Genomic DNA, 15,351 nt, shown 5'->3' with positions numbered 1-15,351 from the left:
AGATAGAGTGGCGCTGTTGCGAAGCCGCATGCCGGCTTTCAAAATCGGGTGTCCACCCTCCCAATTTGAAGAAAGACTTCCCGCCATGGCCAAAGCCTCGAAGAAATCGTCGTCCGCGTCCTCCTCCGGCAAGGTGCCCAAGAAGGGCGGCACGGTGGTCGCGCAGGAGTCGGGCAGCCGCAATGCGCCGATCATCAACATCGGCATCGAGCGCCAGGACCGCGCCGCCATCGCCGAAGGCCTGAGCCGCGTGTTGGCCGACACCTACACGCTCTACCTCACCACGCACAACTTCCACTGGAACGTGACCGGCCCGCACTTCAACTCGCTGCATGCGATGTTCATGGGCCAGTACACCGAGCTGTGGGGCGCGACCGACGTGCTGGCCGAGCGCATCCGCGCGCTGGGCCACTACGCGCCGGGCTCGTACGCCGAGTTCAGCAAGATTGCCACCGTGCCCGACGTGCCGCAGACCCCGCCCAAGGCGATGGAGATGGTGCGCATCCTGGTGAAGGGCCACGAAACCGTGTCGCGCATTGCGCGCGAATTCATTCCGGTCGCCGAAGAAGCAGGCGACGACCCGACGGCCGACATGCTGACCGCGCGCTGCACGGTGCACGATCAAACGGCCTGGATGCTGCGTTCGCTCCTTGAAGACTGAGTCCGCTCCCCCCACCGCCGCGCCCGTGCCTCCTCGCGGGCGTTTTGCGTTGTACCTCGACCTGATCCGCTGGAACCGTCCGGCGGGTTGGCTGCTGCTGCTGTGGCCCACGCTGGGCGCGCTCTGGTTTGCAGCCGGCGGATGGCCCGGCTGGCATCTGCTGGTCGTGTTCACGCTGGGCACCTTCCTGATGCGCAGCGCGGGCTGCTGCGTCAACGACGTGGCCGACCGCGACTTCGACCGCCATGTGAAGCGCACCGCGCAGCGGCCCGTCACCAGCGGCGCGATGTCGGTCAAGGAGGCGCTGGGGCTGGGTGTGGTGCTGGCGCTGGCGGCCTTCGGGTTGGTGCTCACGACCAACCGCACGACGGTGCTGTGGTCGTTCGCGGCATTGGCCATCACGCTGATCTACCCGTTTGCCAAGCGCTTCGTCTCGGTCCCGCAGGCGGTGCTGGGCATTGCCTTCAGCTTCGGCATTCCGATGGCCTTCGCGGCGGTGCAGTCCACCGTGCCGGTCTTCGCCGCGTGGCTGCTGGCGGGCAACCTTTTCTGGGTTCTCGCCTACGACACCGAGTACGCGATGGTCGACCGCGACGACGACCTCAAGATCGGCATGAAGACCTCGGCCATCACCTTCGGCCGCTTCGATGTGGCGGCGGTGATGGCGAGCTACGCGATCTTCCTCGCGGTCTGGACCTGGGCCGGCGCGAGCAGCTCGCTGGGCACGCTGTTCTACGCCGGCATCGCCGCGGCGGCGGTGCAGGCGCTGTGGCACTGGCGGCTGATTCGCGATCGCACGCGCGAGGGCTGCTTCAAGGCCTTCCGCCTGAACCACTGGCTGGGCTTCACGGTGTTCGCCGGCATCGTGGCCGGCTACGCCGTCCGCTGAGAGGGCCTGCATGCTGGAACAGTTGAAGCGAAAGATCGGCCAGGAGGGCTTCTCCGAATGGCACTGCATCACGCAGGAGATGGTCCAGCGCTATTCGGAACTGTCGGGCGACGGCGAAGGCGAGTGGATCCATCTCGATCCCGAGCGCGCGGCGCGCGAGGCGGACTACGGCGGCACCATCGTGCAGGGCTTCTTCCAGGTCTCGCACCTGGTCCGGCTGACCGGCGAGGCCATGCGCACGCTGCTGCCCTTCGATTCGAACCACGCACTGAACTACGGCTTCGACCGCCTGCGCTTCGTGCGACCGATGCCGGTGGGCGCGCGCTTCCGGGCGCGCGTGCGCATCATGGACGTGACGCCCAAGCCCGGCGACAGCTTCATGGTGAAGGAGGAAGTCCTGCTCGAGCTGGAAGACGGCACCGTCACGCTGGCCGCCGAGTGGTTGTTCTTCCTTGGGCCGGGCGCACTGCCGCCGGCCTGAAATCAGCCGCGGCCGAATTCCTCGCCCAGTTCGGCGGCGCGCTTCTGCGCCGCGCGGATCGCGGTCTTGAACTGCGCCTTCACGTCGGCCTGCTGCAGCGAGGTGATGGCCGCGTAAGTGGTGCCGCCCTTGGAGGTCACGCGCTCGCGCAGCACCGACGGCGGTTCGGTCGCGCTGTGCGCCAGCGCCGAGGCGCCGGTGAAGGTGCCGATGGCCAGCCGCTGGGCCTGTTCGGGCGTCAGGCCCATCTCGACGCCGGCTTCGGTCATCGCCTCGATGAAATAGAAGACGTACGCCGGGCCCGAGCCTGACATGGCGGTCACGGCGTCGAGTGCCGATTCGGTGTCGACCCAGATCAGCTCGCCGGTCGGTGCCAGCAGCTGCCCGACCAGCGAGCGGTCGGCCCCTTCGACGCCGGGTCGGGCGTACAGGCCCGTCATGCCCTTGCCCACGAGTGCCGGCGTGTTGGGCATGGCGCGCACCACGCGCTCGGTGCCGAGCCAGCGGGCGATGCTGTCGGACGGGATGCCCGCGGCCACGCTCAGGTGCAGCGCGTCTTCGGTGAAGCCGCGCACCGGCCGGGCGGCTTCGGCAAAGGCCTGGGGCTTGACCGCCCACACCACCACCCCGCAGCGCGACAGCGCCTCGCCCGCCTCGGCCTTCGCGACGATGCCGAATGACTGGGCCAGCTTCGTGCGGGCCTCCTCGAAGGGCTCGACCACCTCGAACGCATCCGCCGGAGTGCCTTGCTGGATCAGGCCGCCGATGATGGCGCTGGCCATGTTGCCGCCTCCGATGAAGGCGACGGGGGGCAGCGGCGCGGGGCCGGTGCGGGGCAGGAAGGTCACGGCGATGGTCATGGTCGGTCGGCGTATTCGAAGGCGGCGAACTGGGTGATTTGAAGCGGATTGAAATTGTCGTCGCTCACGACCACCAGCATGCGCTTGCCGTCCGGCAGGGGCGGTCCCCAGCACATGCCCTCGGTGTTGTCGAGGCGGGACAGGCCAAGCGCGGCGAAATCGGCCACCAAGGTCTTGGCCGCCGGCCGGTGGTTGTTCGGCGCCAGTGCGTCGATGGCGAGCACGTCGCTGGCGGCACGGGTGTCGATTTCATACAGGCGCAGCGAATTGCCGGCGCCGGTGGCGTAGGCGCGCTCCAGCACCAGCATGCGGTCCGCATCGAGCATCAGGATCTCGCTCACGCCGTTGTCGGCGTAGCTGCCGGGAATCAGCGGGCGCAAGGGGATGGCGTCGGGAACGTAGGCGATCTGGCGGTCGGCCTGGCCGGTTTCCAGGTCGATCCGGGTGAAGCGGCAAGGCCCGCCGGGGGCGCCGGTGGTGGGCTCGGGGCCGTCCTGGATCAGGGCGTTTTCCATGCCGAGCCAAGCGAAGCGGCCGTCGGGTGTGAGGGCGAGTCCTTCGAGCGTCAGGTTGTCGCGCGGGCCGCGGCGCTGGGCCGGATCGGGCCTGAACATGGCCGGGAGGGAGAATTCACGCAAAAAGCGGCCGTCGCGGGCCGATTCGTACAGCGCCGGGCCGAAGCCGCGGGCGATGTCGCCCTCGCTGGTCCACAACAGGGTGTTGGTTGCGGGCCGCAGCCGCAATGCCTCGGGGTCGGGAACCGGAAATCCCTCGACCGCCCGGCGCCGGTTGGGCCAGGGGCCGCCGCCGGGGCGTTGCAACTGCACCACGCCGAGGGGTTCGGGGCGGGCGGCCTGCGGCTGGGGCCATCGGGCGATGTAGTAGCGCACAGGCGCGAGGTCCGACCGGTCATCGCTGATAAGCAGGTACTCACCTCGGATCGGGTCGTAGTCGATGCCCGAGAGGCCTCCGGCCACGGTGCCCTCTATATTGAAGTGGTGCGGCCAGCGGGCCTCCGCGATGCGCCGCAGCCGGCCGGGGTCCGGGTTCGGCGCCGCGCTCCTGCAGCCGGCCAGGCCCAGCGCCAGCAGGCCGGCCGCGCCCGCCAGCACGCGCCGACGCTTCGGCTGCGAAAAGTAGAAATTCAGGGTGTCGCGCACCGCCCGGAGTCTAGTGCCAGCGCGGTGATGTAATGGGGTTGTTGACATCGGCAGTAGTGCGTGCCACAATCGCTGGCTTCGCTTTCAAAAGGCGAAGCTTTCAGCCCAAAGCGGAAGTGCCTCGAGTGGTTCGAGGCATGGACGACGGGCCCAAGACTGACCGCGGTGCTTCCCTCCTGGAGGCACATCGGTACAAGTTGGGAATATCAAGAAATGATCCAAACTGAATCCCGGCTCGAAGTGGCCGACAACACGGGCGCGAAATCCGTCCTGTGTATCAAGGTGCTCGGTGGCTCCAAGCGGCGTTACGCCAGCGTGGGCGACGTCATCAAGGTCAGCATCAAGGAAGCCGCTCCACGTGGTCGCGTCAAGAAGGGCGAGATCTACAGTGCAGTGGTGGTCCGTACCGCCAAGGGCATCCGTCGCGCCGACGGTTCGCTCGTCAAGTTCGACGGCAATGCCGCCGTGCTGCTCAACGCCAAGCTGGAGCCCATCGGCACCCGCATCTTCGGACCGGTCACGCGCGAACTGCGCACCGAGAAGTTCATGAAGATCGTGTCGCTGGCACCCGAAGTTCTGTAAGGACAACAACGCCATGAACAAGATTCGCAAAGGCGACCAGGTCATCGTGTTGGCCGGTCGTGACAAGGGCAAGCGGGGCACCGTCTCGCTGCGCAAGGATGACTCGCACGTCGTCATCGAAGGCCTGAACCTCGTCAAGAAGCACACCAAGCCGAACCCGCTCAAGGGTACGACCGGTGGCATCGTCGAGAAGTCCATGCCCATTCACCAATCCAACGTGGCGATCTTCAATGCTGCGACCGGCAAGGCCGATCGCGTGGGCATCAAGATCACCCAGGGTGCCGACGGCAAGCGCGTGGCTGTTCGCGTCTTCAAGTCGAGCGGCGACGAAATCAAGTTCGCCTAAGAGGTACTCACATGGCACGTCTCCAACAACACTATCGCGAAAAGATCGCGAAAGACCTGACGGAAAAGTTCGGCTACAAGTCGCCGATGCAGGTTCCGCGCCTCACCAAGATCACGCTCAACATGGGCGTGGGTGAAGCAGTCGCCGACAAGAAGGTTCTCGACAACGCTGTCGCCGACCTGACCAAGATCGCTGGCCAGAAGCCCGTGGTGACCAAGTCGAAGAAGGCCATCGCCGGCTTCAAGATTCGCGAAATGCAACCGATCGGCTGCATGGTCACGCTGCGCGGCGTTCAGATGTATGAATTCCTGGACCGTTTCGTGACCATCGCGCTGCCGCGCGTTCGTGACTTCCGCGGTATTTCGGGTCGTGCCTTCGACGGTCGTGGCAACTACAACATCGGCGTCAAGGAACAGATCATTTTCCCTGAGATCGAGTACGACAAGGTCGACGCCCTGCGCGGTCTCAATATCAGCATCACGACGACGGCCAAGACCGACGAAGAAGCCAAGGCGCTTCTCGCTGGTTTCCGTTTCCCGTTCAAGAACTGAGGCGAATCATGGCAAAACAATCCCTGATCCAGCGCGAACTCAAGCGCGACAAGCTGGTTGCCAAGTTCGCTGCGAAGCACGCGGAACTGAAGGCAATCTCCAACGACGTGAAGAAGACCGACGAAGAGCGCGCTGCTGCCCGCCTGGGCCTGCAGAAGCTCCCGCGCAACGCGAACCCCACGCGTCAGCGCAACCGTTGCGAAATCACTGGTCGCCCCCGCGGCACCTTCCGTCAATTCGGTCTGGCTCGCGCCAAGATCCGTGAACTGGCCTTCGCTGGCGACATCCCCGGTGTCACCAAGGCCAGCTGGTAAGCCAGGCAGGAGCAAACAACATGAGCATGAGTGATCCCATTGCCGACCTGCTGACGCGTATCCGTAACGCGCAGATGGTGGCGAAGCCCACCGTGTCGGTCCCGTCTTCCAAGGTGAAGGTCGCGATCGCACAAGTCCTGAAGGACGAAGGCTACATCGACGGCTTCCAGGTCAAGACCGAAGCCGGCAAGAGCGAACTTGAAATTGTTCTGAAGTACTACGCTGGCCGTCCGGTCATCGAGCGCATCGAGCGCGTGAGCCGCCCTGGCCTGCGCGTCTACAAGGCAAGCTCTTCCATTCCGCAAGTCCAGAACGGCCTCGGCGTTGCGATCGTCACGACCCCCCAGGGCGTGATGACCGACCGCAAGGCACGCGCCACCGGTGTCGGCGGCGAAGTCCTGTGCTACGTCGCCTAACCGAGACATCGAGGAGTTACTGAAATGTCCCGAGTAGGAAAAATGCCGATCACCATCCCCGCTGGCGTGGATGTGTCGATCAAGGAAGACCAGATCAGCGTCAAGGGCACGGGCGGCACGCTCAACCTCGCACGCAATGCACTGGTCAAGATCGTCAGCAATGACGGCAAGCTGAATTTCGAACCCGCCAACGAATCGCGCGAAGCGAATGCGATGAGCGGTACGATCCGTCAGCTGGTGAACAACATGGTGGTTGGCGTGACCAAGGGCTTCGAGAAGAAGCTCAACCTGGTCGGCGTCGGCTACAAGGCTGCAGCCTCCAACAACAAGTTGAACCTGCAAGTCGGTTACTCGCACCCGGTCAACATCGACATGCCGCAAGGCATCACGGTGGCCACCGCGACCCCGACCGAAATCGTGATCAAGGGTGCTGACCGTCAGCGCGTTGGTCAAATCGCCGCTGAGATCCGCGCTGTTCGTCCGCCTGAGCCTTACAAGGGCAAGGGCATCCGTTATTCGGACGAGAAGATCGTGATCAAAGAGACCAAGAAGAAGTAAGGGGCAGCAAAATGATGTTGACCAAAAAAGCACAGCGTCTTCGCCGCTCGCGCCAGACCCGCATCCGCATCGCGACGCAGGGCGTGGCCCGTCTGACGGTGAACCGCACCAACCTGCACATCTACGCCACCGTCATCTCCGACGACGGCACCAAGGTGATTGCAACCGCATCGACGGCCGAAGCCGAAGTGCGTACCTCGCTCGGCGGTTCGGGCAAGGGCGGCAATGCCGCTGCTGCCACCGCCGTCGGCAAGCGCATCGCTGAAAAGGCGAAGGCTGCCGGCGTCGAGAAGGTCGCCTTCGACCGCGCAGGTTTTGCGTACCACGGCCGCGTCAAGGCGCTGGCCGAGGCGGCTCGCGAAGCCGGTCTGCAGTTCTAACCGGACACGAGATTCAAAATGGCAAAGATTCAAGCAAGAACGCAGAACGAAGGCCCTGAAGACGGTTTGCGCGAGAAGATGATCGCGATCAACCGCGTCACCAAGGTGGTGAAGGGTGGTCGTATCCTCGGTTTCGCAGCACTCACCGTCGTGGGCGACGGCGACGGCCGCGTCGGCATGGGCAAGGGCAAGTCGAAGGAAGTGCCTGCTGCAGTGCAGAAGGCAATGGAAGAAGCCCGTCGCAACCTGTTCAAGGCTCCGATCAAGAACGGCACGCTGCACCACCGCGTGACGGGTCACCATGGCGCCGCTTCGGTCGTCATGATCCCCGCACCGAAGGGTACCGGCATCATCGCCGGCGGCCCGATGCGCGCTGTGTTCGAAGTCATGGGCATCACCGACATCGTGGCCAAGAGCCATGGTTCGTCGAACCCCTACAACATGGTTCGCGCCACGCTCGACGGGTTGAAGAACTCGACGACCGCGTCCGATGTGGCTGCCAAGCGCGGCCTGACCGTCGAAGAAATCTTCGCCTGAGCGCAAGCTCTCGCAAGGCTGAAGGAAGCATTCAAATGACGACGCAACAACAAACCCTCAAGGTGCAACTGGTCAAGAGCCCGATTGGCACCAAGGAATCGCATCGCGCGACCGTGCGTGGCCTCGGCCTGCGCAAGCTCAACAGCGTGAGCGAGCTGCAGGACACCCCGGCGGTGCGCGGCATGATCAACAAGATCAGTTATCTGGTCAAGGTTCTGTAAGAGAGACTGATATGGAACTCAATGGCATCAAGCCGGCAGCCGGCGCCAAGCACGCGAAGCGTCGCGTCGGCCGCGGTATCGGCTCCGGCATCGGCAAGACCGCAGGCCGCGGTCACAAGGGTCAGAAGTCGCGCGCAGGCGGTTTCCACAAGGTCGGCTTCGAAGGCGGTCAAATGCCGCTGCAGCGTCGCCTGCCGAAGCGTGGCTTCAAGTCGCACCTGCTGAAGTTCAACGCCGAAGTCACGCTGACTGCCCTCGAGCAGCTCGGCCTGGCTGAAGTGGATGTCCTGGCGCTGAAGCAAGCCGGCCTCGTGGGCCAGCTCGCCAAGGTCGTCAAGGTCGTCAAGACCGGTGAACTCACCAAGGCCGTCAAGCTGACGGGCGTGGGCGCAACGGCTGGCGCCAAGGCTGCTATCGAAGCAGCCGGCGGCAGCATCGCCTGATCACCATCGGACTGAAAGAAGTTCTTCGTGGCAACTAACGCGGCAACGATCGCAAAAACAGGCAAGTTCGGCGACCTCCGTCGTCGGCTCGTCTTTTTGCTGCTCGCGCTCGTGGTCTACCGGATTGGCGCGCACATTCCTGTGCCGGGTATCAACCCGGACCAGCTGGCGGCGTTGTTCCAGGGCCAGCAGGGCGGCATTCTGAGCCTGTTCAACATGTTCTCGGGCGGTGCGCTGTCGCGCTTCACCGTGTTCGCGTTGGGGATCATGCCGTACATCTCGGCGTCGATCATCATGCAGCTGATGACCTACGTGCTTCCGACCTTCGAGCAATTGAAGAAGGAAGGTGAGGCCGGCCGCCGCAAGATCACGCAGTACACGCGCTACGGCGCGCTGGGTCTGGCACTGTTCCAGTCGTTCAGCATCGCAGTTGCACTCGAATCGTCGGCCGGTCTGGTCATCGCCCCCGGTTTCGGCTTCCGCCTGACCGCCATGGTGAGCCTGACGGCAGGTTCGATGTTCCTGATGTGGCTCGGCGAGCAGATCACCGAACGCGGCCTGGGCAACGGCATCTCGATCCTGATCTTTGCAGGTATCGCGGCCGGTTTGCCCAACGCCATCGGCGGCCTGGCTTCGCTGGTGACGACCGGTGCGATGAACCCGATCATTGCGCTCTTCATCATCGCGGTTGTGGTTCTGGTGACCTACTTCGTGGTGTTCGTCGAACGCGGCCAGCGCAAGATCCTCGTGAACTATGCGCGGCGCCAGGTCGGCAACAAGGTCTATGGCGGCCAATCGTCGCACCTGCCCTTGAAGCTGAACATGGCCGGTGTGATTCCACCGATCTTCGCTTCGTCGATCATCCTGCTGCCCGCAACGGTGGTTGGCTGGTTCAGCACCGGTGAAGGCGGTTTCCGCTGGATCAAGGACGTTGCCGGCGCACTGCGTCCGGGSGAGCCGATCTACGTGCTGCTGTACGCCGCCGCGATCGTTTTCTTCTGCTTCTTCTACACGGCACTCGTGTTCAACAGCAAGGAAACGGCCGACAACCTGAAGAAGAGTGGTGCATTCATTCCTGGCATTCGCCCGGGTGACCAGACCGCTCGCTATATCGACAAGATTCTGGTTCGCCTGACGCTGGCCGGCGCGGTGTATATCACCTTCGTCTGCCTGCTGCCCGAGTTCCTGATCCTGAAGTACAACGTGCCGTTCTACTTCGGTGGTACCTCCCTGCTGATCATCGTGGTCGTCACGATGGACTTCATGGCCCAGGTGCAAAACTACATGATGTCCCAGCAGTACGAATCGCTGCTGAAGAAGGCGAACTTCAAGACATCGTAGGGCTGTGTTGCAGTATTGAGTCCGGGCGGTAGACCGCCACGTTAAACAGTTTTAGGAGAATGAAATGAGAGTTTCGGCTTCGGTCAAAACCATCTGCCGTAATTGCAAGGTCATCCGCCGTAAAGGTGTGGTGCGTGTGATTTGCACCGACCCGCGCCACAAGCAGCGCCAGGGTTGATTGAAGAGTATTAGAGGACGCACATGGCACGTATTGCTGGCATCAACATTCCGCCGCACAAGCACGCTGAAATCGGCCTGACCGCCATCTTCGGCATCGGTCGCACCCGCGCCCGTCAGATCTGCGAAGCGAGCGGCATCGAATATTCGAAGAAGATCAAGGATCTGACCGACGCCGATCTCGAGAAGATCCGCGACCAGATCGCTCTGTTCACCATCGAAGGCGATCTGCGTCGCGAGACGACGATGAACATCAAGCGTTTGATGGACATCGGCTGCTATCGCGGCTTCCGTCACCGTCGCGGCCTGCCGATGCGCGGCCAGCGCACGCGCACCAATGCCCGCACCCGCAAGGGTCCGCGCAAGGCAGCGCAGTCCCTGAAGAAATAAGGATAGACAAGCATGGCTAAAGCACCTGCAAACAACGCCGCACAGCGCGTTCGCAAGAAGGTTCGCAAGAACGTTGCGGACGGCATCGCCCACGTGCATGCCTCGTTCAACAACACCATCATCACGATCACCGATCGCCAGGGCAACGCCCTGTCGTGGGCTTCGTCGGGTGGCCAGGGCTTCAAGGGCTCGCGCAAGTCGACCCCGTTCGCTGCGCAGGTCGCTTCCGAAGTGGCCGGCCGTGCTGCTGTCGAACAAGGTATCAAGAACCTCGACGTCGAGATCAAGGGCCCGGGCCCCGGTCGCGAATCGTCGGTGCGCGCACTGGCTGCGCTCGGCATCCGGATCAATTCCATCGCCGACGTGACGCCCGTTCCGCACAACGGCTGCCGTCCCCAGAAGCGTCGCCGCATCTGATCGTCAGTCCGCAAGGCGCAGCCGGCTTTGAATAGCGGCTGCGCATTTGTTTTTTATCTAAGCCCACCGCCACTCGCGTTTCGCAAGTGGCTCCCGCAGGCAACTGCGGCAGATACACAAAGGAAGAATCGTGGCACGTTACCTCGGCCCCAAGGCCAAACTTTCCCGCCGTGAAGGCACCGACCTGTTCCTGAAGAGCGCCCGCCGTTCGATCCAGGACAAGGCCAAGTTCGACTCCAAGCCCGGCCAGCACGGTCGTACCTCGGGTCAGCGCACTTCCGACTACGGCCTGCAACTGCGTGAAAAGCAGAAAGTCAAGCGCATGTACGGCGTGCTCGAAAAGCAATTCCGCCGCTACTTCGAAGAAGCCGATCGTCGCCGTGGCAACACCGGCGCCAACCTGCTGTTCATCCTCGAATCGCGCCTGGACAACGTCGTCTACCGCATGGGCTTCGGCTCGACCCGCGCCGAAGCGCGTCAGCTCGTGTCGCACAAGGCGATCACGGTGAACGGTCAGTCGGTCAACATCCCGTCGTACCTGGTCAAGACCGGTGACGTGATTGCCGTGCGCGACAAGTCGAAGAAGCAGAACCGCATTGTCGAAGCGCTGCAACTCGCCCAGCAAGTCGGTATTCCGGCTTGGGTCGACGTGAACGCCGACAAGGCCGAAGGCACGTTCAAGAAGGTGCCCGATCGCGACGAATTCGCAGCCGACATCAACGAATCGCTGATCGTCGAACTGTATTCGCGTTGATTTTTTCTACCCGCCTTGGCGCATTCGCGCCGGCGGGAGATTGATATTGTTGTTCACGTTCCTGCTCCGCGCTTCGTCGCGGATCAGGTGCTTCACCAGCCTTACCGGTGTAACGAGCCGGGGGTATTGAGAGGAAGTCTGCATGCAAACCACCCTGCTGAAACCCAAGACCATCCAGGTCGAGCAACTTGCTGCCAACAAGGCCAAGGTGACGCTCGAGCCTTTCGAGCGCGGCTATGGCCACACGCTCGGCAACGCGCTGCGTCGCGTTCTGTTGTCGTCCATGGTGGGCTACTCGGCCACCGAAGTCACGATCGCCGGCGTTCTGCATGAGTACTCGTCGATCGACGGCGTGCAGGAAGATGTCGTCAACATCCTGCTGAATCTCAAGGGCGTGGTGTTCAAGCTCCACAACCGCGACGAAGTCACGCTGAGCCTGCGCAAGGACGGCGAAGGCCCGGTCCTCGCATCGGACATCCAGACCCCGCACGACGTCGAGATCATCAACCCCGACCACGTGATCGCGCACCTGTCGCAAGGCGGCAAGCTCGACATGCAGATCAAGGTTGAAAAGGGTCGCGGCTACGTGCCCGGCACGATGCGCCGCTACGCCGACGAGCCGACCAAGTCGATTGGCCGCATCGTCCTCGACGCCTCGTTCTCGCCCGTCAAGCGCGTGAGCTACACGGTCGAAAGCGCCCGCGTTGAACAGCGTACCGACCTGGACAAGCTGCTGGTCGAAATCGAAACCAACGGTGCGATCACCGCCGAAGACGCCGTGCGCGCTTCGGCTAAAATCCTGGTTGAACAGCTCGCCGTGTTTGCACAGCTCGAAGGTGGCGAACTCGCTGCATTCGATGCACCCGCACCGCGCAGCGCACAGCAATTCGATCCGATCCTGCTGCGCCCTGTCGACGAACTCGAACTGACGGTGCGTTCGGCCAACTGCCTGAAGGCCGAAAACATCTACTACATCGGTGATCTGATCCAGCGCACCGAAAACGAGCTGCTCAAGACCCCGAACCTGGGTCGCAAGTCGCTCAACGAAATCAAGGAAGTGCTCGCCTCGCGCGGCCTGACCTTGGGCATGAAGCTCGAAAGCTGGCCGCCGGCCGGCCTCGACAAGCGTTGATTTGAATTTTTGAATTTGGCCCCTGAAAGGGCCAGTGCACCGGGCAGTACCTGATACGGCTGCCTGTTTTTATAAAGTAAAGGAAAGCACCATGCGTCACGGACACGGACTCCGCAAACTCAACCGCACCAGCTCGCACCGCCTTGCGATGCTGCAGAACATGATGAATTCGCTCATCGAGCACGAAGTCATCAAGACCACGGTCCCCAAGGCCAAGGAACTGCGCCGCGTCATCGAGCCCATGATCACGCTCGCCAAGAAGCCCACGCTCGCCAACAAGCGCCTGGCCTTCGACCGCCTGCGCAGCCGCGACAGCGTCGTCAAGCTGTTCGGCGAACTCGGCCCGCGTTTCGCAGCGCGTCCGGGCGGCTACACCCGCATCCTGAAGATGGGTTTCCGCGTGGGCGACAATGCTCCGATGGCACTCGTCGAACTGGTCGACCGTCCTGAAATTAAAGAAGAAGCAGCCGAGCAAAGCGCTGCAGAATAAGCTATAATTCCATCTTGCCGCGCGATGGAGCAGCCTGGTAGCTCGTTGGGCTCATAACCCAAAGGTCGCAAGTTCAAATCTTGCTCGCGCAACCAATTTAAAAGGCCCTTTGAATTTCAAAGGGCCTTTTTCTTTTGTCGATGAATTGAAGAAAAAAATGCCCTCGCGAAGAGGGCATTTCTATTTCCGCCGGCCTTTGCCGGTGCGTGCAGCGCTGCCGCTGCCGCCCGATCAATCGGGAATGACTGCCGTGACTTCGATTTCCACCTTGGCGCGATGCTCGACCAGCGCCGCCACCTGCACGCAGGTCATGGCCGGGAAGTTGCGGCCCATCGCGTCGCGATAGACGGGCCCGAGCTCGGAGAGCCGGCGGCTGTATTCGTCGCGGTCCGTCACGTACCAGGTCATGCGCACCATGTGCTCGGGACCCGCGCCGCCTGCACGCAGCACCTCGGCGATGTTGCGCAGCGCCTGGCCGCATTGCTCGATGAAGTCGTCCGACTCGAACTGCTGTTGTGCATTCCAGCCGATCTGGCCGCCGACGAACAGCATCGTGCCGCGTGCAGCGACACCGTTTGCATAGCCCTTGGGAGGCAGCCAGCCTTCAGGCTGCAGGAGTTTGTTGATCATGGTTTGGTGTTGAGTTGTCTCAGTTTGAATCGCTGGAGCTTGCCGGTTTCGGTGCGCGGCAGCACCGCGACGAACTCGATCTCCCGTGGGTACTTGAACGGTGCGATCGTCGCTTTCACATGGTCCTGCAGCGCCTTCACGAGGGCCGCGTCGCCTTCGTGCCCCGGCTTGAGCACGCAGAATGCCTTCACGATCATGCCGCGGTCGGCGTCGGGCTTGCCGATCACGCCGCACTCGGCAACCGCCGGGTGCTTGAGCAGCGCGTCTTCGACCTCCGGCCCGCCGACGTTGTAGCCGGCCGTGATGATCATGTCGTCGGCGCGCGCCTGGTAGAAGAAATAGCCGTCGTCGTCCTGCACGAAAGAATCGCCCGGGTAGTTCCAGCCGTTCTTCACGTAGCCGGCCTGGCGCGGATCGTCGAGATAGCGGCAGCCCACGGGGCCTTGCAGCGCGAGCTTGCCGACCGTGCCGTGCGGCACTTCATTCCCCGCGTCGTCCACCACCTTGGCGGTGAAGCCGGGAACCACCTTGCCCACCGCGCCGCGGCGTACGTCGGCGCCCGCGGCGGAGATGTAGATGTGGAACACCTCGGTGCCGCCGATGCCGTCGAGCATCTCGATGCCGGTGGCTTCCTTCCACAGCTGGCGTGTGGCGTCGGGCAACGCCTCGCCGGCACTCACGCTGATGCGCAGGCTGGGCATGCCGTGCTGCTTCACGAAGGGCGCCATCTGGCGATAGAAGGTCGGCGCCGTGTAGCAGATCGTCGCGCCCACCTCGTTGATGAGCTTCACCAGCCCTTCGGGCGTGAACGGCGCGTCGGCAAAGTACACCGAAGCGCCGGCCCACATCGGGAACACGAGCAGCCCGCCGAGCCCGAAGGTGAAAGCCAGCGGCGGCGAGCCGATCACAATGTCGTCGCTGCGCGCGCGCAGCACATGGCGCGGCCAGGTCTCGCACATCGCGAGCACGTCGCGGTGCGTGGTGACGGGCGCCTTGGGCTTGCCCGTGGTGCCCGAGGTGAAGGCCAGCAGCGCGATGTCGTCGGAAGCCGTGGGGCAGGCCGTGAACACGCCGCTCTTCTTCGCTGCGCGCGCGGAGAGCGAGTCCGGCGCATCGGGCTTGTTGAATGCGATCACCGTGGCCAGCACGGGGTGCTCGCGCTGCGCGATCGCGAGTTCGTCGAGCAGGCGGCCATCGCACAGCGCAGCAACGGGCTGCGCCTTCTCGATGATGTCGCCCAGCTCCTTTGCGCGCAGCAGCGGCATCGTCGCCACCGCGATCAGTCCGGCCTTCACCACCGCGAGCCACGACAGCGCCATGGCCACCGAGTTGCCGCCGCGCAGCAGCACGCGATTTCCCGGCACGAGTCCGAGATCTTCGGTCAGCACCTGCGCGATGCGGTTGACCTCGATGGCGGCCTGCGCATATGTCAGCGTACCCTGCGGTGAACGCAGCATCGGCTTGTCGCCGAAGCCCTTCGCCGCAGCCTTGTCGAGCAGTTCCTCGACCAGGTTCAGCTGGTCGGGCAACTGCAGCTCGGGCAGGTCGTAGCGAAAGACGGGCAGCTGCTCGGCGGGCGGCAGGCGGTCGTGAACGAAGCGGTCGACTTGGGCAGACACGG

Annotated in this window: 24 protein-coding genes and 1 tRNA gene; 21 read left to right on the top strand and 4 right to left on the bottom strand. The window is 63.4% G+C overall.

Annotated elements, in window-relative coordinates; all coding sequences use genetic code 11:
- Nucleotides 1–85 precede the first annotated feature (85 nt).
- Genes ASD05_RS13435 through ASD05_RS13425 form a run of 3 tightly spaced genes read left to right on the top strand, consistent with a single transcriptional unit; the run spans nt 86 to nt 2,031 of the window.
- The gene (locus tag ASD05_RS13435; protein WP_056592820.1) at nt 86–661 is read left to right on the top strand and encodes a Dps family protein; all 576 of its coding nucleotides are present in this window, start codon (nt 86–88) and stop codon (nt 659–661) included.
- The gene (gene ubiA / locus ASD05_RS13430) at nt 651–1,550 is read left to right on the top strand and encodes a 4-hydroxybenzoate octaprenyltransferase (RefSeq protein ID WP_200955424.1); all 900 of its coding nucleotides are present in this window, start codon (nt 651–653) and stop codon (nt 1,548–1,550) included. The genes ASD05_RS13435 and ubiA overlap by 11 nt, the downstream gene beginning before the upstream one ends.
- Nucleotides 1,551–1,560: 10 nt before the next feature.
- Nucleotides 1,561–2,031 (top strand): MaoC/PaaZ C-terminal domain-containing protein, encoded by a 471-nt coding sequence (locus ASD05_RS13425; RefSeq protein ID WP_056592814.1) that lies wholly within the window; start codon nt 1,561–1,563, stop codon nt 2,029–2,031.
- Nucleotides 2,032–2,033: 2 nt separating this feature from the next.
- Here ASD05_RS13425 and proC read toward each other — a convergent pair whose 3' ends face one another.
- Both proC and ASD05_RS13415 read right to left on the bottom strand, forming a co-directional pair.
- On the bottom strand, nt 2,034–2,891 hold the full coding sequence (gene proC, locus ASD05_RS13420; protein WP_056592811.1) for a pyrroline-5-carboxylate reductase: 858 nt from the start codon (nt 2,889–2,891) through the stop codon (nt 2,034–2,036).
- Nucleotides 2,888–4,051 (bottom strand): esterase-like activity of phytase family protein, encoded by a 1,164-nt coding sequence (locus tag ASD05_RS13415; protein ID WP_414930045.1) that lies wholly within the window; start codon nt 4,049–4,051, stop codon nt 2,888–2,890. The genes proC and ASD05_RS13415 overlap by 4 nt, the downstream gene beginning before the upstream one ends.
- A gap of 213 nt (nt 4,052–4,264) precedes the next feature.
- On the opposite strand from ASD05_RS13415, the gene rplN reads away from it, so the two are divergent.
- The 18 genes from rplN to ASD05_RS13330 all read left to right on the top strand — a co-directional run bounded on the left by rplN (nt 4,265) and on the right by ASD05_RS13330 (nt 13,195).
- Nucleotides 4,265–4,633 carry a 50S ribosomal protein L14 gene (gene rplN, locus ASD05_RS13410; protein ID WP_009124801.1) on the top strand — a complete coding sequence of 123 codons (369 nt, stop codon included), beginning with the start codon at nt 4,265–4,267 and terminating at the stop codon, nt 4,631–4,633.
- A gap of 13 nt (nt 4,634–4,646) precedes the next feature.
- Nucleotides 4,647–4,979, top strand: coding sequence for a 50S ribosomal protein L24 (gene rplX, locus ASD05_RS13405; protein ID WP_056592808.1), 333 nt, complete (start codon nt 4,647–4,649; stop codon nt 4,977–4,979).
- Between the two features lie 11 nt (nt 4,980–4,990).
- The gene (gene rplE, locus ASD05_RS13400; RefSeq protein WP_009124804.1) at nt 4,991–5,530 is read left to right on the top strand and encodes a 50S ribosomal protein L5; all 540 of its coding nucleotides are present in this window, start codon (nt 4,991–4,993) and stop codon (nt 5,528–5,530) included.
- Between the two features lie 8 nt (nt 5,531–5,538).
- Nucleotides 5,539–5,844, top strand: coding sequence for a 30S ribosomal protein S14 (gene rpsN / locus ASD05_RS13395; protein ID WP_009124806.1), 306 nt, complete (start codon nt 5,539–5,541; stop codon nt 5,842–5,844).
- Nucleotides 5,845–5,864: 20 nt separating this feature from the next.
- Nucleotides 5,865–6,260, top strand: a complete 396-nt coding sequence (rpsH, locus tag ASD05_RS13390) for a 30S ribosomal protein S8 (RefSeq protein ID WP_009124808.1) — start codon at nt 5,865–5,867, stop codon at nt 6,258–6,260.
- 24 nt (nt 6,261–6,284) lie between these two features.
- Nucleotides 6,285–6,818 (top strand): 50S ribosomal protein L6, encoded by a 534-nt coding sequence (rplF, locus tag ASD05_RS13385; protein ID WP_009124809.1) that lies wholly within the window; start codon nt 6,285–6,287, stop codon nt 6,816–6,818.
- 14 nt (nt 6,819–6,832) lie between these two features.
- The gene (gene rplR / locus ASD05_RS13380) at nt 6,833–7,198 is read left to right on the top strand and encodes a 50S ribosomal protein L18 (protein WP_042672913.1); all 366 of its coding nucleotides are present in this window, start codon (nt 6,833–6,835) and stop codon (nt 7,196–7,198) included.
- Nucleotides 7,199–7,216: 18 nt separating this feature from the next.
- Nucleotides 7,217–7,735, top strand: coding sequence for a 30S ribosomal protein S5 (gene rpsE, locus ASD05_RS13375; RefSeq protein ID WP_009124813.1), 519 nt, complete (start codon nt 7,217–7,219; stop codon nt 7,733–7,735).
- A 35-nt stretch (nt 7,736–7,770) separates the two neighbouring features.
- A complete protein-coding gene (gene rpmD, locus ASD05_RS13370) occupies nt 7,771–7,956 on the top strand; it encodes a 50S ribosomal protein L30 (protein ID WP_009124818.1) in 186 nt (61 codons plus the stop codon).
- 11 nt (nt 7,957–7,967) lie between these two features.
- Nucleotides 7,968–8,399, top strand: a complete 432-nt coding sequence (gene rplO / locus ASD05_RS13365) for a 50S ribosomal protein L15 (protein ID WP_009124820.1) — start codon at nt 7,968–7,970, stop codon at nt 8,397–8,399.
- A gap of 27 nt (nt 8,400–8,426) precedes the next feature.
- Entirely contained in the window at nt 8,427–9,740 is a 1,314-nt protein-coding gene (gene secY / locus ASD05_RS13360; RefSeq protein ID WP_009124822.1) for a preprotein translocase subunit SecY, read from the top strand.
- A 64-nt stretch (nt 9,741–9,804) separates the two neighbouring features.
- The gene (gene rpmJ, locus ASD05_RS29465) at nt 9,805–9,918 is read left to right on the top strand and encodes a 50S ribosomal protein L36 (protein WP_013544106.1); all 114 of its coding nucleotides are present in this window, start codon (nt 9,805–9,807) and stop codon (nt 9,916–9,918) included.
- Between the two features lie 23 nt (nt 9,919–9,941).
- Complete coding sequence (gene rpsM, locus ASD05_RS13355; protein WP_013544105.1) at nt 9,942–10,307, top strand: 30S ribosomal protein S13; 366 nt, start codon at nt 9,942–9,944, stop codon at nt 10,305–10,307.
- A gap of 12 nt (nt 10,308–10,319) precedes the next feature.
- Nucleotides 10,320–10,724, top strand: coding sequence for a 30S ribosomal protein S11 (gene rpsK, locus ASD05_RS13350; protein WP_009124825.1), 405 nt, complete (start codon nt 10,320–10,322; stop codon nt 10,722–10,724).
- A 130-nt stretch (nt 10,725–10,854) separates the two neighbouring features.
- Nucleotides 10,855–11,478 carry a 30S ribosomal protein S4 gene (gene rpsD / locus ASD05_RS13345; protein WP_009124826.1) on the top strand — a complete coding sequence of 208 codons (624 nt, stop codon included), beginning with the start codon at nt 10,855–10,857 and terminating at the stop codon, nt 11,476–11,478.
- Between the two features lie 142 nt (nt 11,479–11,620).
- A complete protein-coding gene (locus ASD05_RS13340; RefSeq protein WP_009124827.1) occupies nt 11,621–12,610 on the top strand; it encodes a DNA-directed RNA polymerase subunit alpha in 990 nt (329 codons plus the stop codon).
- 91 nt (nt 12,611–12,701) lie between these two features.
- Entirely contained in the window at nt 12,702–13,100 is a 399-nt protein-coding gene (gene rplQ / locus ASD05_RS13335) for a 50S ribosomal protein L17 (RefSeq protein ID WP_056592806.1), read from the top strand.
- An 18-nt stretch (nt 13,101–13,118) separates the two neighbouring features.
- A tRNA-Met gene (locus tag ASD05_RS13330) sits at nt 13,119–13,195 on the top strand.
- A gap of 136 nt (nt 13,196–13,331) precedes the next feature.
- On the opposite strand, the gene ASD05_RS13325 is transcribed toward ASD05_RS13330, so the two are convergent.
- Entirely contained in the window at nt 13,332–13,730 is a 399-nt protein-coding gene (locus tag ASD05_RS13325; RefSeq protein WP_009124829.1) for a RidA family protein, read from the bottom strand.
- On the bottom strand, nt 13,727–15,349 hold the full coding sequence (locus tag ASD05_RS13320) for an AMP-binding protein (RefSeq protein WP_056592804.1): 1,623 nt from the start codon (nt 15,347–15,349) through the stop codon (nt 13,727–13,729). The genes ASD05_RS13325 and ASD05_RS13320 overlap by 4 nt, the downstream gene beginning before the upstream one ends.
- Nucleotides 15,350–15,351: the final 2 nt, after the last annotated feature.

The organism is Variovorax sp. Root434 (genome assembly GCF_001426595.1).
Classification (GTDB): Bacteria; Pseudomonadota; Gammaproteobacteria; order Burkholderiales; family Burkholderiaceae_C; genus Variovorax.
This window is presented reverse-complemented; position numbering and strand designations above follow the sequence as displayed.

Coding starts and splice junctions, on each gene's coding strand:
- ASD05_RS13435 (WP_056592820.1), top strand. CDS start 86: ATGGCCAAAGCCTCGAAGAAATCGTCGTCCGCGTCCTCCTCCGGCAAG.
- ASD05_RS13425 (WP_056592814.1), top strand. CDS start 1,561: ATGCTGGAACAGTTGAAGCGAAAGATCGGCCAGGAGGGCTTCTCCGAA.
- proC (WP_056592811.1), bottom strand. CDS start 2,891: ATGACCATCGCCGTGACCTTCCTGCCCCGCACCGGCCCCGCGCCGCTG.
- rplN (WP_009124801.1), top strand. CDS start 4,265: ATGATCCAAACTGAATCCCGGCTCGAAGTGGCCGACAACACGGGCGCG.
- rplX (WP_056592808.1), top strand. CDS start 4,647: ATGAACAAGATTCGCAAAGGCGACCAGGTCATCGTGTTGGCCGGTCGT.
- rplE (WP_009124804.1), top strand. CDS start 4,991: ATGGCACGTCTCCAACAACACTATCGCGAAAAGATCGCGAAAGACCTG.
- rpsN (WP_009124806.1), top strand. CDS start 5,539: ATGGCAAAACAATCCCTGATCCAGCGCGAACTCAAGCGCGACAAGCTG.
- rpsH (WP_009124808.1), top strand. CDS start 5,865: ATGAGCATGAGTGATCCCATTGCCGACCTGCTGACGCGTATCCGTAAC.
- rplF (WP_009124809.1), top strand. CDS start 6,285: ATGTCCCGAGTAGGAAAAATGCCGATCACCATCCCCGCTGGCGTGGAT.
- rplR (WP_042672913.1), top strand. CDS start 6,833: ATGTTGACCAAAAAAGCACAGCGTCTTCGCCGCTCGCGCCAGACCCGC.
- rpsE (WP_009124813.1), top strand. CDS start 7,217: ATGGCAAAGATTCAAGCAAGAACGCAGAACGAAGGCCCTGAAGACGGT.
- rpmD (WP_009124818.1), top strand. CDS start 7,771: ATGACGACGCAACAACAAACCCTCAAGGTGCAACTGGTCAAGAGCCCG.
- rplO (WP_009124820.1), top strand. CDS start 7,968: ATGGAACTCAATGGCATCAAGCCGGCAGCCGGCGCCAAGCACGCGAAG.
- rpmJ (WP_013544106.1), top strand. CDS start 9,805: ATGAGAGTTTCGGCTTCGGTCAAAACCATCTGCCGTAATTGCAAGGTC.
- rpsM (WP_013544105.1), top strand. CDS start 9,942: ATGGCACGTATTGCTGGCATCAACATTCCGCCGCACAAGCACGCTGAA.
- rpsK (WP_009124825.1), top strand. CDS start 10,320: ATGGCTAAAGCACCTGCAAACAACGCCGCACAGCGCGTTCGCAAGAAG.
- ASD05_RS13340 (WP_009124827.1), top strand. CDS start 11,621: ATGCAAACCACCCTGCTGAAACCCAAGACCATCCAGGTCGAGCAACTT.
- rplQ (WP_056592806.1), top strand. CDS start 12,702: ATGCGTCACGGACACGGACTCCGCAAACTCAACCGCACCAGCTCGCAC.
- ASD05_RS13325 (WP_009124829.1), bottom strand. CDS start 13,730: ATGATCAACAAACTCCTGCAGCCTGAAGGCTGGCTGCCTCCCAAGGGC.